The following is a 641-nucleotide window of genomic DNA, read 5'->3' as shown; positions in this document are numbered from 1 at the left end:
GCCGATCACGACGGCGATTACCAGCCAGGCGGATGCCGGCAGCGCCGCAGCGCACTCCATCCTCTCGCAGGACCTGCTGCACCACCTGGCGTCGTAACTCTGCCTTCAGGCCCACGAAAGCCGCAATGACACCCATGCCTCGCCCTCTCCCGGGCAGGCATGGGTAACCAAGGAACATCATGTTCGGAAACCGACAGCTCTATATCACCATGCTGGTGTCCTGCACGCTGCTGGTGGCCTGCGCCCTGAGTGCCTGTGGCACCGCGGTCAGCACCACCAGCAAACGTGCCGAGCACCACTATGTCTTCAACAAGCCACCGGCTGGCAACAGCTCCGGCGTGGCACCCGTCGTGGTCAACCCTCTGGTTGGTAAGAAGGGGCCGGACAACGTGGCGCATATCGTGTACTTCGACTTCGATTCGTACACCGTGCGTTCCAGCGACACGCCCATCCTCGAGGCGCACGCACGCTGGATGCGCAGCCACCCGGGCCAGTCGCTGATGCTGCCAGGCCACACCGACGCGCGCGGCGGCACCGAATACAACCTGGCCCTGGGCCAGAAGCGGGCCGAGTCCGTGCGCAAGAGCCTGCAGACCCTGGGTGTGGAGCCCGGCCGGGTTGAAGCCGTGAGCTATGGCAAG

Annotated in this window: 1 protein-coding gene; it reads left to right on the top strand. The window is 65.1% G+C overall.

What is annotated here, in order from left to right; genetic code table 11:
- Positions 1-179 precede the first annotated feature (179 nt).
- Positions 180-641 (top strand): OmpA family protein (locus tag ACYVKR_RS24490; protein WP_460483589.1); only part of this gene is annotated, 462 nt, incomplete at its 3' end.

This window comes from Comamonas humi (genome assembly GCF_054782535.1).
The sequence above is the reverse complement of the archived record's forward strand: the minus strand, read 5'-3'. Positions and strand labels throughout refer to the sequence as shown.